Origin of the sequence: Polynucleobacter sp. MWH-UH23A (genome assembly GCF_040409805.1) — a bacterium.
Classification (GTDB): Bacteria; Pseudomonadota; Gammaproteobacteria; order Burkholderiales; family Burkholderiaceae; genus Polynucleobacter.
In genome coordinates this window covers 1,855,495-1,872,966 of the sequence record NZ_CP099572.1, presented here as the reverse complement: position 1 = coordinate 1,872,966, position 17,472 = coordinate 1,855,495, and the positions used below count along the sequence as shown (strand labels likewise).

The 17,472-nt window shown below is 44.2% G+C and carries 19 protein-coding genes; 6 read left to right on the top strand and 13 right to left on the bottom strand.

The annotated features are described in order from the left end of the window. Positions 1 to 2: 2 nt before the first annotated feature. From NHB35_RS09730 to NHB35_RS09690, 9 genes are all read right to left on the bottom strand, one after another. Positions 3 to 737: a lysophospholipid acyltransferase family protein gene (locus NHB35_RS09730; protein WP_353432162.1), complete on the bottom strand. Its 735-nt coding sequence runs from the start codon at positions 735 to 737 to the stop codon at positions 3 to 5. A gap of 7 nt (positions 738 to 744) precedes the next feature. Beyond that, the gene (gmhB, locus tag NHB35_RS09725) at positions 745 to 1,317 is read right to left on the bottom strand and encodes a D-glycero-beta-D-manno-heptose 1,7-bisphosphate 7-phosphatase (RefSeq protein WP_353432161.1); all 573 of its coding nucleotides are present in this window, start codon (positions 1,315 to 1,317) and stop codon (positions 745 to 747) included. Continuing rightward, positions 1,314 to 3,452 (bottom strand): glycine--tRNA ligase subunit beta, encoded by a 2,139-nt coding sequence (glyS, locus tag NHB35_RS09720; RefSeq protein ID WP_353432160.1) that lies wholly within the window; start codon positions 3,450 to 3,452, stop codon positions 1,314 to 1,316. The genes gmhB and glyS overlap by 4 nt, the downstream gene beginning before the upstream one ends. A 31-nt stretch (positions 3,453 to 3,483) precedes the next feature. Continuing rightward, a complete protein-coding gene (glyQ, locus tag NHB35_RS09715; protein ID WP_353432159.1) occupies positions 3,484 to 4,368 on the bottom strand; it encodes a glycine--tRNA ligase subunit alpha in 885 nt (294 codons plus the stop codon). Positions 4,369 to 4,427: 59 nt separating this feature from the next. Next, complete coding sequence (gene lnt / locus NHB35_RS09710) at positions 4,428 to 5,948, bottom strand: apolipoprotein N-acyltransferase (RefSeq protein WP_353432158.1); 1,521 nt, start codon at positions 5,946 to 5,948, stop codon at positions 4,428 to 4,430. 17 nt (positions 5,949 to 5,965) lie between these two features. Then, positions 5,966 to 6,793 (bottom strand): transporter associated domain-containing protein, encoded by an 828-nt coding sequence (locus tag NHB35_RS09705; protein ID WP_353432157.1) that lies wholly within the window; start codon positions 6,791 to 6,793, stop codon positions 5,966 to 5,968. A 36-nt stretch (positions 6,794 to 6,829) separates the two neighbouring features. Next, entirely contained in the window at positions 6,830 to 7,288 is a 459-nt protein-coding gene (gene ybeY / locus NHB35_RS09700; protein WP_353432156.1) for an rRNA maturation RNase YbeY, read from the bottom strand. Further along, positions 7,278 to 8,624: a tRNA (N6-isopentenyl adenosine(37)-C2)-methylthiotransferase MiaB gene (gene miaB / locus NHB35_RS09695; protein ID WP_353432155.1), complete on the bottom strand. Its 1,347-nt coding sequence runs from the start codon at positions 8,622 to 8,624 to the stop codon at positions 7,278 to 7,280. Before miaB ends, ybeY begins: the two co-directional genes overlap by 11 nt. Positions 8,625 to 8,690: 66 nt before the next feature. Continuing rightward, positions 8,691 to 9,953 (bottom strand): putative Na+/H+ antiporter, encoded by a 1,263-nt coding sequence (locus NHB35_RS09690; protein ID WP_353432154.1) that lies wholly within the window; start codon positions 9,951 to 9,953, stop codon positions 8,691 to 8,693. Positions 9,954 to 10,011: 58 nt separating this feature from the next. Between NHB35_RS09690 and NHB35_RS09685 the strand changes: the two genes are divergently transcribed. Beyond that, on the top strand, positions 10,012 to 10,422 hold the full coding sequence (locus NHB35_RS09685; RefSeq protein ID WP_353432153.1) for a rhodanese-like domain-containing protein: 411 nt from the start codon (positions 10,012 to 10,014) through the stop codon (positions 10,420 to 10,422). Positions 10,423 to 10,460: 38 nt separating this feature from the next. Continuing rightward, on the top strand, positions 10,461 to 10,850 hold the full coding sequence (locus tag NHB35_RS09680; RefSeq protein ID WP_353432152.1) for an OsmC family protein: 390 nt from the start codon (positions 10,461 to 10,463) through the stop codon (positions 10,848 to 10,850). Between the two features lie 55 nt (positions 10,851 to 10,905). Here NHB35_RS09680 and NHB35_RS09675 read toward each other — a convergent pair whose 3' ends face one another. Both NHB35_RS09675 and NHB35_RS09670 read right to left on the bottom strand, forming a co-directional pair. Continuing rightward, positions 10,906 to 11,193 carry a membrane lipoprotein lipid attachment site-containing protein gene (locus tag NHB35_RS09675; protein ID WP_353432151.1) on the bottom strand — a complete coding sequence of 96 codons (288 nt, stop codon included), beginning with the start codon at positions 11,191 to 11,193 and terminating at the stop codon, positions 10,906 to 10,908. A gap of 46 nt (positions 11,194 to 11,239) precedes the next feature. Beyond that, a complete protein-coding gene (locus NHB35_RS09670; protein WP_353432150.1) occupies positions 11,240 to 11,608 on the bottom strand; it encodes a Rap1a/Tai family immunity protein in 369 nt (122 codons plus the stop codon). Between the two features lie 136 nt (positions 11,609 to 11,744). On the opposite strand from NHB35_RS09670, the gene NHB35_RS09665 reads away from it, so the two are divergent. The 3 genes from NHB35_RS09665 to NHB35_RS09655 are packed head-to-tail and all read left to right on the top strand — an operon-like array spanning position 11,745 to position 14,471. Further along, positions 11,745 to 12,947 carry an ammonium transporter gene (locus NHB35_RS09665; RefSeq protein WP_353432149.1) on the top strand — a complete coding sequence of 401 codons (1,203 nt, stop codon included), beginning with the start codon at positions 11,745 to 11,747 and terminating at the stop codon, positions 12,945 to 12,947. A 51-nt stretch (positions 12,948 to 12,998) separates the two neighbouring features. Beyond that, on the top strand, positions 12,999 to 13,523 hold the full coding sequence (locus NHB35_RS09660) for a gamma carbonic anhydrase family protein (protein WP_353432148.1): 525 nt from the start codon (positions 12,999 to 13,001) through the stop codon (positions 13,521 to 13,523). A gap of 18 nt (positions 13,524 to 13,541) precedes the next feature. Beyond that, positions 13,542 to 14,471 (top strand): AEC family transporter, encoded by a 930-nt coding sequence (locus NHB35_RS09655; protein WP_353432147.1) that lies wholly within the window; start codon positions 13,542 to 13,544, stop codon positions 14,469 to 14,471. Here NHB35_RS09655 and maiA read toward each other — a convergent pair. Continuing rightward, entirely contained in the window at positions 14,442 to 15,140 is a 699-nt protein-coding gene (gene maiA, locus NHB35_RS09650; protein WP_353432146.1) for a maleylacetoacetate isomerase, read from the bottom strand. The genes NHB35_RS09655 and maiA overlap by 30 nt on opposite strands. Before the next feature lie 89 nt (positions 15,141 to 15,229). Here maiA and NHB35_RS09645 point away from each other — a divergent pair, with 89 nt between their 5' ends. After that, positions 15,230 to 15,859, top strand: a complete 630-nt coding sequence (locus NHB35_RS09645; protein ID WP_353432145.1) for a trimeric intracellular cation channel family protein — start codon at positions 15,230 to 15,232, stop codon at positions 15,857 to 15,859. Here NHB35_RS09645 and ggt read toward each other — a convergent pair. Beyond that, a complete protein-coding gene (gene ggt / locus NHB35_RS09640) occupies positions 15,846 to 17,444 on the bottom strand; it encodes a gamma-glutamyltransferase (protein ID WP_353432144.1) in 1,599 nt (532 codons plus the stop codon). The genes NHB35_RS09645 and ggt overlap by 14 nt on opposite strands. Positions 17,445 to 17,472 lie beyond the last annotated feature (28 nt).

Genomic DNA, 17,472 nt, shown 5'->3' with positions numbered 1-17,472 from the left:
AATTACCTATATGCGCTTGGATCTATTACGCGCATTTCAGCTTCAATCCAGCCCTCAACCTCTTGTTGTAACTCTTCTCCAGATTTTCCTTCGGAAGTAATTGCTGGACCAATTGAGAAAACAACAGTTCCTGGGCGCTTGAGAAAGCTATTTTTTGGCCAGCAAATGCCGGCATTGTGTGCAATCGGAATTACTAGAGCTCCAGTAGCACTCGCAAGTCTGGTGCCACCTTTTCGGTAGGGCTTGGTCGAGCCCCTTGGCGTTCTTGTGCCCTCAGGAAATAACATGATCCACTTGCCTTCGCTCAAGCGCTTGCGGCCTTGGCTGGCTACAGATAATGCTGCCGTCTGTTTATTGGCACGATTAATGTGGATCATTTTTAGTAAAGCAAGTGTCCAGCCAAAAAATGGAATCCAAAGCAACTCACGTTTAAAAACAAAGCAGAGCTGTTTCGGTAATAAGGCTATATAAGCAATAGTTTCGTAAGCAGATTGATGTTTACTCAGAATGACTACAGGTTGATTTAAAACGGCGCGCATGCTTTCCATGCCCCGAATTTCATAATGAACACCACAGAGATGCCACAAGAGCCAAATGACTACTTTGTTCCAAATTCCAATGAAGTTATAGCGATTTTCTGGGCTTAGGAAGGGAAAGGCGAGCATACATAGTACTGACCAAATTGGCGTGAAGACCAATAGGAAGAGGGTGAATATCGTGGAACGAATGAACACCATAAATATCCTAGACTTTGTTTGCTAGTAAAGAGTTCGTGAATGCTAATAGGTCAGCATGAATTTGTGTGCCCTCAGGAAGCTCACCCTTTGCCAAGGTTTTCTGTCCCTTTCCAGTCAGCACTAAGTGTGGTGACGCGCCTAAAACTACGCCTGCTTGTAAATCTCGTAGAGAATCGCCAACAATTGGAACGCCCAATAGGGGATGTTTTGTATTCGTTCTTTTGTACCGCAAAGCGATTTCTTTCATCATTCCCGGAGCAGGTTTTCTGCAATCACAAGCATGAGCATCGGTATGAGGGCAGAAAAAGATGCTGTCAATATTACCCCCCAGGGGCTTGAGAAGCTTCTCCATCTTGCTATGCATGGCGTGCAATTCATTGATCGTGAAATAGCCTCTTGCCAATCCTGATTGATTGGTGGCAATGGCAATTTGATAGCCGGCTTGATTGAGAAGTGCTATAGCTTCCAAGCTACCTGGAAGCGGAACCCATTCATCTACTGACTTGACATAGTCATCGCGATCTTCATTGATCACACCATCGCGATCCAAAATAATGAGTTTTGAAGAGCTAGTGCTCATGCTAACTTGCCGAGATCGGCAACAAGGTTCATTTTTTGATGTAGTTCTTGCAGAAGGGCTAAACGGTTATCACGTAGTTCGGTGTTGGGATCCATTACCATGACATCCGCGAAGAACTGATCAATAGGCGCACTCAGCGCAACTAATGCTTGCAAAAGTTCAACATATTGACGCTTTTCATAAGCGGCATTGAGTGTTGGAATAACAGAATTTAGGGCCTGATGTAGGGAAATTTCAGCGGGAATTTGCAAAAGCTTGCTTGAGCAGCTTGCTGGAATGGCTGTAGCTGTCTTCTTTAGAATATTGCTAATCCGTTTATTAGCAGCAGCTAACTGAGCTGCCTGAGGTAATGCGTTAAATTGGGGAAGAGCGGTTAGACGATCAATTACGTCATTGATATGCTCTGGAGACTGACTGAGAACCGCCTCAATTTCAGCGCTGGTAAATGGTTTTCCTGCTATGGACTGATCACGCAAATATGCACGTAAACGATCGATAATGAATTCATAGATATCAGCCGTTTTGGCTTTTTCTTGAACATCTTTCTGGGTAAATTGAGTGCGCGCTAGCTCAATTAAATCTGGCAAGCTTAATGAAAGATTTTTTTCTAAAAGTAAACGACAAATGCCAAGTGCATGGCGACGTAAGGCGTATGGATCTTTATCGCCAGTTGGTGCAAGCCCTACACCCCAAATACCTATTAGCGTCTCGAGTTTGTCTGCGATTGCCAATATTGTTCCAGTTTGAGTTTGAGGCAAGCTGTCGCCAGCAAAGCGTGGCATATAGTGTTCACTACATGCTGATGCTACATCCATACTCTCGCCGTCATGCTTCGCATAGTAGGTGCCCATGATGCCTTGTAATTCAGGGAACTCACCAACCATATCGGTGAGTAAGTCTGTCTTGGCAATCTCTGCGGCACGGCTAGCTAATTTTTCATCGGCTTTGAGTTTCTTGGCGATCCCAACAGCAATACCTTGTACGCGTTTAGTGCGATCAAGTTGATTTCCAAGTTGATTGTGATAGACGACTTTTGCGAGGTCTGCCACACGAGAAGCTAAGGGCCGCTTCTGGTCTTGTTGGAAGAAAAACCGGGCATCCGATAAGCGTGGGCGAACAACTCGTTCGTTGCCGGAAATAATTGCATTAGGTGTCGCAGTTTCAATATTTGAAACAATCAAGAATCGATTGCGCAACTTTCCTTGTTTATCGGTTAGCGCAAAATATTTCTGATTTGTCTGCATTGTAAGAATCAGACATTCTTGTGGTACTTCTAAAAATTCTGGATCAAAGTGACATTCATAGATAGCAGGCCATTCAACTAGCGAGGTTACTTCATCCAACAAATTGTCAGGCATTAAAACGAGATCATCGCCTGCCGCTTTAAGTAAGGCCGCCTTAATTTGTTCACGACGCTTGGTAAAGCTCGGAATTACTTTTGCCTTACCTTGAAGTTCATTCTCGTATTGATCTGCATTACTAATCGTAAATACGCCAGGCGCTAAGAAGCGATGCCCCTCGGTCTGATTGCCAGCATCAATGCCAAGCCCATGAATATTGAGGGTTTTATTGCCATAAATCGCAATAATGCGATGTGCTGGACGTGCAAACTGAACATCATTAAGTTCACCGTTTTTCTGTTGCACTTGGTAGTGCATCATTTTGGCAATCGGTAATTTGTTGAGTGTTTGTTCTAATGCAGTTTGCGCAGTTTTTTCAAGCGAAGCACCTTTAGCAACTACATTAAGGTAAAGCGCTTCATTTTTGCCTTCACCCGATTTTTCAAGGGTAGATAGGTCAATATCAGAAAAACCAAGAGCAGTTAATTTTTTCAATAATGGAGCTGTTGCTTTGCCATCTGCATCAAATGCAATACTTGTTGGCAAAAGCTTTTCCCTTACCGGATAGTCTTGGGCTTGATCTAGTACACCGGTAACTTGAACTGCTAAGCGGCGTGGAGTTGCAAATCCCGTCGCAATAGAGGATTCGGTAGTGAGATTGGCTGCTTTGAGAGCGGTAAAAATACCTTCGCTAAAGGCATCACCTAAACGGCGTAGTGACTTAGGGGGCAATTCTTCGGTAAAGACTTCAATCAACAAACTTGCTGATGGAGTGTTTGAATTAGATGAGCTCATAAGAAAACAATAATTTCAATCAGTCAGGCTCTTAAGCCTTGGTTTGGCGTTGACACATTGGAAAGCCAAGTTTCTCTCGGGAGTCAAAGTAGGCTTGTGCAACTGCGCGGGATAGATTGCGAATGCGGCCGATATAAGCGGCACGCTCGGTCACAGATATAGCGCCACGAGCATCTAGTAAATTAAAAGTGTGTGCCGCCTTCAGAACCATCTCATAGGCAGGTAACGCCAGCGGCACTTCCATTAGGCGCTTTGCTTCACTTTCGTAGTTTCCAAAATTTGCAAATAAGAGATCTGCGTTTGAGTGTTCGAAGTTGTAGCGGGATTGTTCAACTTCGTTTTGGTGATAAACATCACCATATGAAATTCCATCGGCCCAAACAAGATCATAAACATTGGAGCAATTTTGGATGTACATTGCTAAGCGTTCGATACCGTAGGTGATTTCGCCTAAGACAGGTTTGCAGTCTAGGCCACCTACTTGCTGGAAATAGGTGAACTGAGTAACTTCCATGCCGTTCAGCCATACTTCCCAACCTAAGCCCCAAGCGCCAAGAGTTGGATTTTCCCAATCGTCTTCAACAAAACGAATGTCATTTTGTTTTAGATCTAAACCGAGCGCTGCCAAAGAGCCTAAATACAACTCCAAAATATTTTCAGGGGCTGGTTTTAAAACAACCTGATACTGGTAGTAGTGCTGCAAGCGATTTGGGTTTTCGCCGTAGCGTCCATCTTTAGGCCGTCGCGATGGTTGCACATAAGCGGCTTTCCAGGGCTCAGGTCCAATTGCTCTTAAAAAGGTTGCGGTATGGGAGGTCCCAGCGCCAACCTCTAGGTCGATGGGTTGCAAAAGGGCACAACCTTGTTGGTCCCAATAATCTTGAAGTTTGAGAATGATTTGCTGAAAAGTAAGCATGATTAACCTGGCTAAGCCATTGATTTTACATGGCTAGCGCACTATGGAGTTAAAAATGCTCAAAAACGACGATGACGAATAAAGCCCCAGATTAGTAATGCTACTGAAAGACTTAGGATCGGCAGGTTGCCCCATCTAACATAAGGAGTTTGACCGCTATAGGGCTGGATTTTGGCGGCGAGTGTTGCTTGGGTAAATTCTGGAAGGTTTTGAAGCAATTTGCCGTCCGAGCCTAAGACGGCGGTGATGCCAGTATTAGTCGCTCTTAGGGCTGGCAGGCCTGTTTCTAAGGATCTTAATTGTGAGAGACGTAATTGCTGAGTAGGGGCTTGTGACTGACCAAACCAAGCTAAGTTCGTCATATTAACTAGCAAATGAACTGGCTCTTTATTGTGCTTTATACGTGAAGCTAGCTCACTCCCAAAGACATCTTCATAGCAAATTGTGATTGCTGCATTAACACTTGCTTGATTTTTGCGTTCAATGCTAAAAGGTTTTTGATCAAAGCTGCCTCGTGCAAAGTCACTTAAGGGAACATTAAATGCCTTGATAAACCAATGAAATCCTGGAGGTATAAATTCTCCAAATGGAACTAGATGAACCTTATCGTATTGATAGGGCGCAGTATTTGGTGACAAGCCAATTGCGCGATTGGTGTATTGCAATCCTTGATCGCTGGGAACTTCACCAACTAAACCAAGCAAGAGATTGCTGAGGCTTGTGTTGGAATAATTCTGCAAATAGTTTAACAATCCAGATGGAAGATTATTTTGTGGCCATGGAAAGGCAGTCTCAGGAATGATGATGAGATTAGCTGATTGTTTCTCAATTTCTGAAACATAAAAGTCAATCTGTTGACTAATTGCTTGCGGATTAAATTTGAGACTCTGCTCAAAATTACCTTGAATGAGGCGCACACTGATTGGCTCCCCAAAAGGCTTGGTATAGGAAATTTTTCCTGTAAATTGAATCAATGCAATTGTTGCGAGCAACATAACAGCGCGCTTGATGGGGTGGGTTCTTATTTGCAGAATTTCCCACGAAGCCCATACTACTAAAAATGTGCAGGCAAGACCGCCAAAGACTGGTGCAATGAGTGAGAAAGGTCCAGTAAATTGGTTTTCTGCCAACCCCATCCACGGGAAGCCAGTAAATATATAGCCACGTAAATATTCTGCAACTACCCAACTAGAGGCAAGTAATAAACCGGCAATCTGACTTTGCTTGAAATAGCGAATACTAAAAGTGGCCGCACAAAAATACGAGGCCATGTAAAGGGATAATAGTAAAACTGCGATAGCTGAGAGGATTGGATTCATACCCCCAACATCGTGCATGCTGATGTAGAGCCACCACAATCCAATCAGAAAATAACCGAGTCCAAAAATAAGTCCATAAGCGAAGTATTGCTTTGTTGTTTGCGACATCTCATTGCGTAGTAGCCACCAGACAATACTTAGAATCGGTAATTGATACCAACCACCATAGGGCAGTTCAGCAACAAGGGCAAGCAGTACGCCAAGTCCAAAAAGCGCAACCCCTGTCGAGATGCGTTGGGTAAATATCTTGTAAATGAGCAAGATTCGCCCTGGTCGGTTTATTGAGGTAATTGCCGGGCTAGCAGCACATGTATTTGTCGGGGATCGGCGCGCTGTATTACAAATTCAATGCCTTCAATGGTGATGTGTTCGCCTATTTTGGGAACGCGCCCTAAATGCTGAATCACCAAGCCAGCAACGGTATCAATATCGTCAATCGCAAAGTGTGTGCCGATCGTTTGGTTAAATTGTTCGAGCTCAGTCATGCCTTTAACTCGAATGTCGCCATTATCGAGCGCTATGATATTGTCTGCTTCTTCATCAATATCGTGTTCATCTTCAATATCGCCAACAATTTGCTCGAGAACATCCTCAATCGTAATAATGCCTGCTACGCCACCATATTCATCGACAACGATGGCTAAGTGATTGCGGTTGTCTTTGAAGTCGCGCAATAAAACACTTAATCGCTTAGATTCTGGTATGAATACTGCTGGACGTAACCAGTCTCGTATCTGAAAATCTTTTTCAGTTGCATGACGTAACAAGTCTTTGGCAAGCAGAATGCCAATCACGTTATCGCGTGTTCCTTCAAAGACTGGAAAGCGAGAGTGCGCAGCCTCAATAGCGGTTTTCATGAGATCTGCAAGAGGCTGGTTAATGTCGATCCAGTCGATTTGCGCTCGCGGTACCAAGATATCTCGCGCAGATAGTTGACCCACTTGAAAGACGCCTTCAATCATAGAAAGTGCATCAGCATCAATTAGACCCTCTGTTTGGGCTTCGCGTAGCGTTTCAATTAGTTCCTGGCGTCGCTCACTGGGGCTGGTTGGCTGTGGCGATAAGAAATCGGCCAATCGATCTAAAAGGGATTTGGGGTCAGGCATATAGCAAGAATAGCGTAGAAAGATGACAAATGAAAATTATGCGTTTAGGTAGGGATTGGCAAATCCAAGTGTTTTAAGGAGCTTAATTTCCAGAGCTTCCATTTTTTTTGCATCCCGATGGTTTTCATGGTCGTAACCCTGAGCATGAAGACATCCATGAATAATTAAATGCGCCAAATGGGCCTTTAATGTCTTCTCTTGATCCTTTGCTTCTTTTTGAATGATGGGCAAGCAAAAAATGATGTCTGCTGTGAGACTATCCTTTGAGCGCTCATACGGAAAAGTCAACACATTCGTAGCATAATTTTTTTTGCGAAAAGAAGCATTCAGCTTTTTGCCTTCAGCTGTATTTACAAACCGAAGGGTAATTAAACCTGACTTTACGTCCGTACCTTTGATCCATTTTTTGATTAGCGCTTCCGAGGCAGTCTTTTCAATAACGTTTTTAAGAGCTGCGCTAGCAAATTGAAGATCAATCATTAATTTAGCTGGCATGTACTTCTACCATCTCACCCCTGAGGGTGTAATTGAGTACTTCAGTAATTTTGATATCAACCATTTGTCCTGTGAGAGATTCAATTTCATCAGTGGGGGTAGCAAAGTGGACTACGCGATTATTCTCAGCTCTGCCTTGTAGATTAATCCCATCCTTTGCTAAACCTTCAACTAAAACAGTTTCAACATTGCCCAGCATTTTTTGACTAATCTGATTAGCTTGATCCTCAACAAGGGCAAGTAATGTTTGTAGGCGCTTTAATTTCACTTCATATGGCGTGTTATCACTTAGGTTTGCTGCGGGGGTTCCTGGGCGCGGACTAAAGATAAAGCAAAAACTGTTATCAAAGTTCAAGTCACGCACCATCTTTAGAAGCTTTTCAAAGTCAGCATCAGTCTCGCCAGGAAAGCCAACAATAAAGTCGCTAGATAGGGTTAGATCAGGGCGCACTGCGCGCATTTTTCGAATAATGCTTTTGAATTCAAGTGCCGTATAGCCGCGCTTCATAGCTGATAGCATGGCATCAGAGCCATGTTGTACTGGCAAATGTAGATGACTTACCAGTTTTGGCACCTTGGCATACACATCAATTAGGCGTTGTGTAAATTCTTTAGGATGGCTGGTGGTAAAACGGATACGCTCAACTCCCGGTATCTCGGCAATATATTCAATAAGTAAAGCAAAGTCGGCAAGCTCCGCAGTGTCACCCATTTTGCCTCGATAAGCATTGACATTCTGTCCAAGTAAAACAATTTCTTTGACTCCATTGGCAGCAAGTCCAGCAACTTCAGTCAAAACATCATCAAAGGGACGCGATACCTCTTCACCTCGCGTGTATGGAACAACGCAATAGCTGCAATATTTGGAGCAACCCTCCATGATCGATACATATGCTGAGCCACGAGTTTGGCGTGATGCTGGTAGTCGATCAAATTTTTCAATCTCTGGAAATGAGATATCAACCTGGGGAACTCCTGTTTTGCGGCGTTCGGCAATAAGATCGGTTAGACGATGTAGAGTTTGGGGTCCAAAAACAACATCGACATAGGGTGCACGACTAATAATTTGTTGACCTTCTTGGCTGGCGACGCAGCCGCCAACTCCGATGAGTAAGTTGGACCTTGTTTTTTTTAGTTCTCTTAGTCGCCCAAGATCAGAGAAAACTTTATCTTCCGCTTTTTCTCGTATAGAGCATGTATTAAGCAGAACAACATCTGCATCTTCTGGCGAGTTGGTCATTTCCATGCCTTCATCTGCATGGAGAAGGTCGGCCATCTTGCCCGAGTCGTACTCGTTCATTTGGCAACCAAAGGTTTTGATATAGAGCTTTTTCATATGCCGTTCTCAGATTTATAACTGGGGGCGAAGCTCAGATTTTACAGTGTATAGCGTTTGCTGAAGCTAAAGCAGTCGATAGGCAGCAATTGCTACTAGTGTGGGTGGTATTGCGGCTATCAAGAGATAGAGTGCAGAGACTGTGCCTCCAGGAAAGTAATTTCTTAATATTGCGATGCCTGCCGGGTTTGGTGCATTTGCGATTACCGTAAGGCCACCACCTGCAACTGCGCCGCCTACTAAAGCGAGTTTGAAATCTAGAGAAGTACCTGTTACCAATGATCCTAAATATGTCAGGGCGGCATTATCGGTAATTGCGGTTAAAGCCAGGCTGCCATAGAACACAGCCGTTGGACTCATCATCTCTAAAATCGGTTGTAGCCACCAACCTTGCAATCCACCAAGTACAACTAATCCAGCTAAGAAGAAGCCAACTAACAATGCTTCTTTAAGAATGAGTGGGCTTTGATATTTTGGATATGCGGTGGTGTAACCAATAAAGAATAAGAGTAGCCATACAAAAATAATGGGGTCATGTGCAAATACCACTACTCCCAATAAGAATAGTAAATGAACCGCAATCACAGTCAATGGAATTTTTTCCTGCTGGCTTGATGTGGAGGGATCAACAAGCTGGCGATGAAATAAAAGAGTTGCTACAAGAGCATTGGTGAATATGGCAATGCAGGATTCCATTCCAAAATTAGTAAACATGAATGCCGAGCTCCACCCCCATGTGGAAGCGACCATGAGTACTGGCGGGGCAGCAAAATTTGTAAGAGTGCCGCCAATAGATATGTTCACAAATAGAACACCTAGGGTGCCGAACAGCAATGATTTGGAGCATTGATGCCGATACACAAGGTCACGCAATAAAAATGCTGCTAAGGTCATAGCCGCTGGTTCGGTGATGAGGGATCCTAGAAGTGGTGTTAAACCGAGAGTCAGAAAGTACAGTGCTGGAGCACCCCTAATCCCTAGCAAGCGTTTTAACACCTTGGCTACAGCATGGAGTAGCTGTGTTGAAAAATGCAATATCGGTTTGCTGCCGGCGACGATCATGATGGCAAAAACAAACAAAGGCTCTGTGAAGTTTCGCTTGTTTAAGTAAGATTTAGCAGTGTGCAAATCTCCAATTAAAGAGATGTATATAACAAGGGCAGCCGCCCAAAAGCCAAATACAATTTCTACCTCTCCTAAGAGGTGCCAAAGGCCTGCATGTCTTGGCGAGCGTTTTGATAGAGATTCAAAATAGCCAGTGCAAAAAGTGTGTAAAACGGCAATTGCAAAAATAATGCTGGCACCAAGTTCTATAGGGGTAAAGTTCATAGGAGAATGTTAGCAGGTGACTCAAAAATAAAGAGAATTGTCACTTTAGGAGATTTTGGTGAAATTAAAGATTGGTTATAGGGCGTTAATTGATGCCGCCATGGAGAAAATTGAAACTGTTCCTCTAAAACAGGCACGAGAATTGCTCCAGGATTCGAATGTGGTGTTTGTAGATATTCGCGATATTCGAGAGCTTGAGCGCGAAGGAATGATTCCGGACGCATTGCATGCCCCACGGGGAATGTTGGAGTTTTGGGTAGACCCAGATAGCCCATACTACAAACCCATTTTTGGGGAGGGCAAGCGTTTCATTTTGTATTGCGCTTCAGCTTGGCGATCTGCTCTTGCTACGAAAACATTGCAAGACATGGGTCTTCCTGATGTCTGTCATTTAGAAGGTGGATTTAGTGCCTGGAAACAAGCCAATTTGCCGGTCGCAGAGAAGCCATCAAAATCATCTAAGAGTTAAGTTTTGCTAATGAATATTTAATCTATTTTGGAGACAGTATGAGAAAAGTAGTTTCGCAGTTTGGGAATGGGCCACTACAACAGAAATTGCAAACAGGTGATTTGCATTTTCTATCCGATGCCTACGCTAGCAATGGCGGGCAGGATACTGGCCCTACACCCCATGAATATCTGGGAGCGGCATTAGCATCGTGTACCAGCATGACATTAAAAATGTATGCGGGTCGTAAGTCGATGAACTTAGAAAATGCAATTGTGACGGTAGACATTGAACGTGCGAATGATGTTGAAATATTCACGCGCGACATCCAGTTGCAAGGCAATCTTACTGAAGATGAAAAAAATCGCTTAATGGAAATTGCAAATAAATGCCCAATACATAAAGCATTAGCAGGTGATATCCAAATAAAAACCCAGCTTGTAAGTTAATACAAGCTGGGTAGTTTTTGGTGACGCTGAGAGTAAGCGTTAGGTAAGTTTGTAATTAGTTTGGTGCGTTTGCTGGTTTGTTATTTTTTCCAGCGTTGTATCCAGCGTTGTATTCAGATGCCTGCTCTTTTTTGTAGGAATCATATATGTAGCCTGATGCCGCACCAACAGCTGCGCCACCAACGGCACCCCAGATTGGGTTGCCATGGAAAATGGCGGTACCGATAGCGCCAGCTGCAGCGCCAATACCAGCACCAGAGAGTGTGCGTTGTTCAGTATTGCTCATATTTGAGCAGCCAGCAATTGCAAGGGTTGCTACAGTAATCGCGATAATTTTTTTCATATCAACAGATCCTTTAAATTAAATTGAGTTCAGTGGATTGGTCGGATTATTTTCTGGCGCAAGGAAACTTCGCTGCCAAGAAACCTAAGAAAACACCGGCTGCTGGTTTGTCAGCGGTTTGTGGATTCTCTTGTCCAAACTTCACGAAATCAGCGATGACTTCATCGCGGGATGGGGCAGGTTGCTTTACACAGATAAATGGTTTTGCGCGCTGTGGATGACGCGTAGCCAAATAAGTGTCATAAATTGCGGTCGAGTAGCCAATACAAAAGCTTCTAGATTCTGGGCTTGCAGGTAATTTGCAGACATTTACCAGCTCTTGTGTGCTGAGAACCTTAACGCCTGCATTGCCTTGTGCCTGTGCCAAGCCAGAAAACGCTGCGATAGCAGTTAAAAAAATCAGGACTTTCTTCATGGGTTCTCCCTTAAGTGAATGTGAATCGATCATAAACCATCATTCTAGAGGATATATGCACTAAAAAAGTGCATATTGCACCTTAATAAGTTTATTTACTCCCCATAATGATGCAAAAAATAGAAGGGGGAAACAAGTGGAAATTTTGAAATCTGGCAGTGATGCTCTATTTATTTTGTTGGGTGCCATCATGGTGCTTGCAATGCATGCGGGTTTTGCATTTCTTGAGCTAGGTACTGTGCGTAAGAAAAACCAGGTAAATGCCTTGGTAAAAATCTTGGTGGATTTTGCAGTTTCTACGATTGCTTATTTCTTCATCGGTTACAGCATCGCATACGGAGTGAACTTCTTTTCGGGTGCAGAACTACTGGCTGAAAAAAATGGTTACGAGTTAGTGAAGTTTTTCTTTCTCCTTACTTTTGCAGCTGCAATTCCTGCCATTATTTCTGGCGGCATAGCTGAGAGAGCGAAATTTAATCCCCAATTGATCGCTACTTTTATTTTGGTTGGTTTCGTTTATCCCTTTTTTGAAGGCATTGCGTGGAATCAGCATTACGGTATTCAGGCATGGATTAAGGGTTTCACTGGCGAAGAGTTTCATGATTTCGCAGGTTCAGTAGTTGTCCATGCTGTTGGTGGTTGGATTGCATTGCCCGCTGTTATCTTGCTTGGCGCTCGCCGTGGCCGTTACACCAAAGAAGGACAAATCTCTGCGCACCCGCCATCCAGCATTCCCTTCTTAGCACTAGGCGCATGGATTTTAGCGGTGGGTTGGTTTGGTTTTAATGTGATGAGCGCGCAAACTATCGACAAGATCAGCGGTTTAGTTGCCTTGAACTCATTAATGGCAATGGTTGGTGGAACACTCGCTGCATGGGTGATTGGACGTAATGATCCAGGCTTTGCATACAACGGTCCGCTTGCTGGATTAGTTGCGGTGTGCGCGGGTTCTGATTTGATGCATCCAGTTGGCGCTTTGTTTGTTGGTTTGGTTGCCGGTGCTTTATTTGTATATATGTTTACCCTAGTCCAAAACCGTTGGAAGTTGGATGATGTATTGGGTGTTTGGCCTCTTCATGGATTGTGTGGACTTTGGGGTGGTTTAGCTGCTGGCATTTTTGGAACGAAGGCGCTTGGCGGAATCGGTGGCATTACTTTTACAGGTCAACTGATTGGTAGTCTGATGGGTGTGGGTATTGCCTTAGTGGGCGGCTTTGTAGTCTATGGTGTGCTGAAGGCGGTTATTGGTATTCGGATGTCTCAAGAGGAAGAGTTTGAGGGCGCTGATTTAAGCGTTCATCGCATTTCTGCCACACCAGATCGCGAACCTAACTGGTAAGTCATTTCAAGAGCCATACTGATATAGCCTGATTCATACCTATAATGGGTCATGGCTATATTTGAACTAGATGGAAATGCACCTCAACTCTCTGAGGGCGCTTGGGTTGCCGAAAGTGCTGAAGTCATCGGCAAAGTAGAACTTCATAAAGATGCAAACGTTTGGCCCAAGGTCGTCATTCGTGGTGATAACGATTTGATTCAGATAGGCGAGGGCAGCAATGTACAGGATGCATCTGTTTTGCATACTGATCCTGGTTATCCACTCACCATTGGGAAGAATGTCACCGTAGGTCATAAAGTCATGTTGCATGGATGTCAAATTGGTGATGGGAGTTTGATTGGTATTGGTGCAGTGATTCTTAATGGCGCAAAAATTGGCAAACATTGCTTAGTTGGTGCTGGTGCTCTCGTAACCGAGGGGAAAGAATTTCCCGATGGCTCAATGATTATTGGGTCACCTGCAAAAGCAGTGAAAGCTCTAAGTCCTGAACAAATTTCTGGGATTGGGGAGATCGCGGCACGCTATGTGAAAAATGCGCAACGCTATCAGAAGACGCTAAAAAAGATTTCTTAATTCTATTCAATTGTTCCTTTGCTCTACGTATTCAATGTAGTCCTTCCAGTTTTTGCACTCATACTGATTGGGTATGTTTGCGGGCGTACTGGTAAGTTAGGAGAAAGTGCCTCGATTGAGCTGAACCGATTTGTCGTTTGGTTGGCACTTCCAGCACAGCTTTTTAATTTTGCCGCCAATAGCGGATGGCAAACCCTTTGGCAGCCAGGCTTTATAGCCGCCTTTTTCTTTAGCTGCCTCATTGTTTTTATAGCAGTTCTTGTCATTAGCTACTGTAAGAGCAAAGATTTAGCTGCGGCAAGTTTTCATGGATTAAGTGCGTCCTACTCAAATACGGGCTACATGGGTATACCGCTTTGCGCTCTTGCATTGGGCCAAGAGGGAATGGCTCCTGCAATCATTTCAACTTTTATTGTGTTTGTAATGTTTGCATTAGTAACAGTATTAATCGAGATCGATATTCTGTCGCATAAAAAACATCATGAGATATTGTTCAGTGTATTGAAGTCACTCTGTGCCAATCCATTGTTGGTTGCACCAGTTGCCGGTTTGCTGTGGGCATCCTCTGGCCAAACCTTATATGAGCCTATTGCCCAAGTGATTACTTTCTTGGCGGCTGCGGCAACACCGTGCGCTTTGGTATCAATTGGATTGTTTCTGTTGCAAAAGAGCAAAGCCTCGGCTAGTCAGACATGGGGTATCAGCATTGCGAAGTTAGTTTTCCAACCTCTAGTTGCTTGGTTGATTGCAGGGCCCATCTTAAACTTGCCAACACTTTGGTTAAATGCGATTGTGATTTTGAGTGCACTTCCAACAGGTACGGGCCCTTTTATGTTGGCTCAGTATTACAAGGCTGATAGCAGTGTGATATCGCGAGTGGTATTAATTACTACGATTGGCTCTTTATTAACGCTATCCTTATTTTTGTGGTGGAATGCTGGGGTTTGAGCCTTCTGCGTCTAATTGCTTCTCCCAAGAGGCATCCATAAAAGCATGCAACTTTAAGCACTCGTGCAAAATTTTGACTAGAGTCGGATACATACTCAAATCCATACCGCTACTGAGTGCATTGAATAACTGGGGTATTAGACAAACTTCAACCAGTCCCGGTTGATCCCCGGATGCAAATCGCCCAACACGAGTATCGGCGCTGAGTTGTTTTTCTAAACTGTTTAGACCTAACTCTATCCAGTGCTGATACCAAGCATCTTTTGTTTCATTGGTGCTGCCAACATTTTTTACTAGATATCGTAGTACGCGCAAATTGTTAATGGGATGAATATCACAAGCAATATCCATTGCCAAAGATCGAACCCAAGCACGATCACTTGGTAATGGGGGTAAAAGAGATGGGCTGGGGTACATCTCTTCTAGATACTCAATAATAGCCAGCGATTGATGAATACTGACTTTGCCATCTTCAAATAGGGGCACTAGATGAGTTGGATTCTTTTCTGAGTAGTCTGGACTAAATTGTGCGCCACCACTTTTAGTAAGGTGAACTGGAATGGTGTCGTAGGGGATGCCCTTAAGGTTTAAGGCAATACGAACACGGAATGCGGCTGAGCTGCGCCAAAAGCTATAAAGCCTAGGCTTGGAATTTGAGGTCGTGGTCATATTACGGTTTTAATCAATAAGTTGCTCTCAGTATATGCAGGGCAATGCATTTGGATGAAGTTTATTTAAAGTGTTTTAGACTGATCTTTATGGAACATATTCAATTTTGGGTTGGCGTCATCGCAACCATGGCATTTGCGGTAACTGGCGTATTGGCGATTGCGGATCGCGGAGTCGATCTTTTCGGCGTATTGGTGTTGGGCTTAATCACTGCGATTGGGGGTGGCACTATTCGCGACATTATTTTGGAAGCCCCTGTTTTTTGGTCTGAGAATCAAATATACGTTTGGCTTGCTCTTGGAGCAAGTGTTCTGACATTTGTTGCCGAATCTTTTTTTACGCAACCGCAAATTTATCGTTGGATGCTTTACATCGATGGTTTTGGTGCGGCCCTTTTTGGAATACAAGGTGCTGATAAAGCATCCAGTATGAATTTCGGGCTACCGGTTGCTCCCGTGATTCTGGGTGTGATTACCGCCATTGGTGGTGGTTTAATCCGAGATGTTTTGGCTGGAAGAAAAACCCTCATCATGTCGCACGAACTTTATGCCATCCCTGTGACTTTGGGGTGTTGCGTTTACGTTTTGATTCTGAATTTTTTACCTCAATTTACAGTCGAGGGTTCTGTGCTCTGTATGTTGGGGATATTTGGATTGCGCGCAGCTGCCATTCATTGGGATCTGCGCGTGCCCAAATTGTTTATTACTAAAACGCGCTAACTGCACCATCACTGCGCGGATCCCATCCGCCACGGAGTATTCCTGAGGGTTCACGAATGATGCAGCCTGCATGACCAACTGTCTCATCAAATGCATCAAGCATTTCGATTTCGTGACCCAAAGCATGTAACTCTTTTGCAACCCATGGACTAAAGCGAGATTCGAGTTTGAGGCTGTCACTTGTCTGCCCCCAAGTGCGACCCAATAACCAGCGGGGACGACTAATGGCATCTTGTGGATCAAGCCCATAAGTGGCCGTGCGAGTGAAAACCGCGCATTGAGTTTGCGGTTGACCATCACCACCCATAGTGCCGTACACCATTGAGCGACCATCTTTAAATAAAGCCATGGCTGGATTCAGTGTATGAAATGGTTTGCGATAGGGCTCAAGATGATTGAGTGTTTTTGGATCCAGAGAAAAACTACAACCACGGTTCTGCCAATTAATTCCAGACTTAGGTAGAACAATGCCTGCGCCAAATTCGTGATAGATGCTTTGGATAAAGGAAACGCAGTTGCCTTCACCATCAATTACGCCCATCCAAATCGTATCGGCAGGACCCTTACCTTGACCCCAAGGTAAAGCTTTATCGGGATCAATATTCTTGGCAAGCTTTTTCAGAAAAGCTGGGGATAAGAATGATTGCGCATTCTTAGTCATGTAAGCAGGGTCCGTAACAAATTGGTCGCGAATCTTAAATGCCTGCTTAGTTGCTTCAACACAGTGATGCACATATTCGGCGCTATCGACTTTGAAGCGCTTCAGATTTAATTGGTCCAAGATGCCAACAATCATGAGAGAGACCACGCCCTGCGTAGGCGGAATCATGTTGTAGACATTACCCATGCTGTGTTTAAGCTCGAGTGGGTCAATCAGCTTTGCTTGATGACGATGGAGATCAGCTAAACGAAGAGGGCTTCCAATATCAGTCAGTTCTTTGCTGATTAACTCTGCAAGTTCACCGCGATAGTAATCATCTGTTCCTTTTTCAGCAATCTGTCGTAATGTTTTTGCAAGGCGTGCTTGTTTAAATATGCTTCCAACAGCCGGTGCTTTTCCATTAACTAAAAATGTTTTCGCAAACCCTGGAATTGATTTCAGTTCCTCCCGTTTTTTTGCTGTCAGGCTGGATTGGCTGTAAGTAACAGGCACCCCAGTTTCGGCATAGTGAATGGCATCTGCCAGTAATCTTGATAGCGGTATCTTGCCTCCCAAGCCTTGCTTGGAAAGTTTGTGAGCAGCACCCCAACCAGAAATCGTTCCTGCAACCGTGTTGGCGGCTACTGGACCTCTAAAGGGAATTGCTTTGGTAATGCCGCGCTCTCTGTACCACTCTTTTGTTGCCAAGCCAGCAGCAGCACCGCAAGCATCAATTCCACCCATGGCTTTGCCAGGAGAGTGCATAACCCAGAAGGAGTCACCACCAATCGAATTCATATGTGGATAAACAACAGCGATAGTTGCCGCCGCAGCCACCATGGCTTCCAATGCGTTACCGCCTTCGCGAAGAACTGCTAAGGCTGATTCTGAAGCGAGGGAGTGCGGTGCTACTGCCATCCCCCGAATACCCCACTTTGACTGCATGTAGACCCCTTCTTATTGGACTTATTTT